Source organism: Spirosoma soli (assembly GCF_042684525.1).
GTDB classification, from domain to species: domain Bacteria; phylum Bacteroidota; class Bacteroidia; order Cytophagales; family Spirosomataceae; genus Spirosoma; species Spirosoma soli.
Map to the genome: position 1 here is coordinate 1 of NZ_JBHULN010000041.1, position 2,823 is coordinate 2,823.

Here is a 2,823-nt window from a genome sequence, read left to right on the forward strand (position 1 = left end):
CTCCCGGGCTCATTAGTACGGCTCAGCTCTAGACATCTCTGCCCCTACACCTGCCGCCTATCCACGTGCTCGTCTCGCACAACCCTTTCGTAGATGACTCATCTTGGGGCCAGTTTCGCACTTAGATGCCTTCAGCGCTTATCTTAACCATACGTAGCTACTCGGCCGTGCCTGCGGCCAAACAACCGATCCGCCAGCGGTATGTCCATCCCGGTCCTCTCGTACTAAGGACAGACCCCCGCAGTCATCCCACGCCCACCACAGATAGGGACCGAACTGTCTCACGACGTTCTGAACCCAGCTCGCGTGCCACTTTAATCGGCGAACAGCCGAACCCTTGGAACCTTCTCCAGCCCCAGGATGTGACGAGCCGACATCGAGGTGCCAAACCTCCCCGTCGATGTGAGCTCTTGGGGGAGATCAGCCTGTTATCCCCGGCGTACCTTTTATCCTTTGAGCGATGGCCCTTCCATGCGGAACCACCGGATCACTATACCCTGCTTTCGCACCAGATCGGCTTGTGGGCCTCACTGTCAAGCTTGCTTCTGCTATTGCACTCCCCTGCCGATTACCGTCCGGCATGAGCAAACCTTGGGAAACCTCCGTTACCCTTTCGGAGGTGACCACCCCAGTCAAACTACCCACCAAACACTGTTCCCTCTTCAGGGTTAGACCACCAGTCAGCCAAGGGCGGTATTTCAAGGTTGGCTCCACGATGCCTGGCGACACCGCTTCAAAGCCTCCCGCCTATCCTACACATGCCTGACCGGCGATCCATGTTAAGCTGTAGTAAAGGTGCACGGGGTCTTTCCGTCCCGTGGCGGGTAAGCGGCATCTTCACCGCTACTACAATTTCACCGAACTCATGGTTGAGACAGTGCCCAGATCGTTACACCATTCGTGCAGGTCGGAACTTACCCGACAAGGAATTTCGCTACCTTAGGACCGTTATAGTTACGGCCGCCGTTTACTGGGGCTTCAGTTCAGACCTTCGCTCACGCTAAGCCCCCCCCTTAACCTTCCAGCACCGGGCAGGTGTCAGACCCTATGCGTCAACTTTCATTTTAGCAGAGTCCTGTGTTTTTGGTAAACAGTCGCCTGGGCCTTTGCTCTGCAACCTCCCCAGAGTTACCCCTGAGGTAGGCCCCCCTTCTCCCGAAGTTACAGGGTCATCTTGCCGAGTTCCTTAACCATGATTCTTTCGCGCACCTTAGCATATTCTGCCCAGCTACCTGTGTCGGTTTGCGGTACGGGTAGTTGCACGCTTGACGAACACTCACTTTTCTTGGAAGCCCCTTCAGTCCTTCGGTTCGGCCGAAACCTCCCCTCAACGCCCACTTCCGTCCGGACGTAGCACCCCCAGCGCTCCGTCATGAGTGCTCCTGTGCAACCAGTACAGGACTATTAACCTGTTTCCCCTCAGGACCCACCCTTCGGCTGCCCCTTAGACCCCGACTAACCCTCCGTTGACTGCCATCGCAGAGGAAACCTTAGCCTTTCGGTGTGAGGAGTTCTCATCCTCATTCTCGTTACTTATGCCTACATTTGCTTTTCTATGCGGTCCACCAGGGCTCACGCCCCAACTTCACCCCCCATAGAATGCTCTCCTACCACAATGCACTCATGTGCATGTCCATAGCTTCGGTGATGTGCTTGATGCCCGTTTATTATCGACGCCCGCCCCGCTCGACCAGTGAGCTGTTACGCACTCTTTAAAGGAATGGCTGCTTCCAAGCCAACCTCCTGGCTGTCTCAGCAGCCGGACCGCCTTTGTTCAACTTAGCACTCACTTAGGGACCTTAGCTGATGGTCTGGGTTGTTCCCCTCTCGGACTTGGACCTTAGCACCCAAGCCCTCACTGCCCCGCACCTCTCTGCGCATTCGGAGTTCATCAGAAGTTGGTAGGATGTGACTCCCCCGCATCCTGTTGGTGGCTCTACCTCACAGACAGTAACACGGAACGCTGTTCCTAAAAACATTTCGGAGAGTACGAGCTATTTCTCAGTTTGATTGGCCTTTCACCCCTACCCGCAGCTCATCCGGAAGCTTTTCAACGCTTATCGGTTCGGCCCTCCACGGTGTGTTACCACCCCTTCAGCCTGGCCACGGGTAGATCACCAAGTTTCGCGTCAACCCCCACTGACTAAGCGCCCTCTTCAGACTCGCTTTCGCTTCGACTGCTTGACTCTAGTCAATTAATCTTGCCAGTGACGGTTACTCGTAGGCTCATTATGCAAAAGGCACGCCGTCACTACCCACTGGTAGCTCCGACCGCTTGTAAGCGCCTGGTTTCAGGGTCTATTTCACCCGGGTACTCCCCGTGCTTTTCACCGTTCCCTCACGGTACTCTCCACTATCGGTCTTCTGGTCGTATTTAGCCTTACCGGATGGTGCCGGTTGATTCAGAGGGGATTTCGCCGGTCCCCCCCTACTCAGGATCCCCAACCCACAACCGCCCTGACCACTACGGGACTCTCACCCCCTGCGGTTGACTTTCCCAAGTCATTCGTGTTCGATTGGTTGCTTGCTGTCGGGTCCTACTACCCCCACCACGCCGTAACGTAGTGGGTTTGGGCTGTTCCGGGTTCGCTCGCCACTACTTGCGGAATCACTGTTGTTTTCTCTTCCTGCGGCTACTTAGATGTTTCAGTTCACCGCGTTTGCCCCTGTCACCAGGTACTGGTTCTTCAAACCAGTGGGTTGCCCCATTCGGAGACCAGTGGATCAGCCCCTGCCAGCGGGTCCCCACCGTGTTTCGTCGCTTGCCACGTCCTTCCTCGCCACCAGAAGCCTTAGGCATCCCCCAGGCGCCCTTTTGCTGTG

General features: G+C 56.0%; 1 rRNA gene. It reads right to left on the reverse strand.

What is annotated here, in order from left to right:
- A 23S ribosomal RNA gene (locus ACFSUS_RS28940) occupies positions 1–2,823 on the reverse strand; the annotation flags it as partial.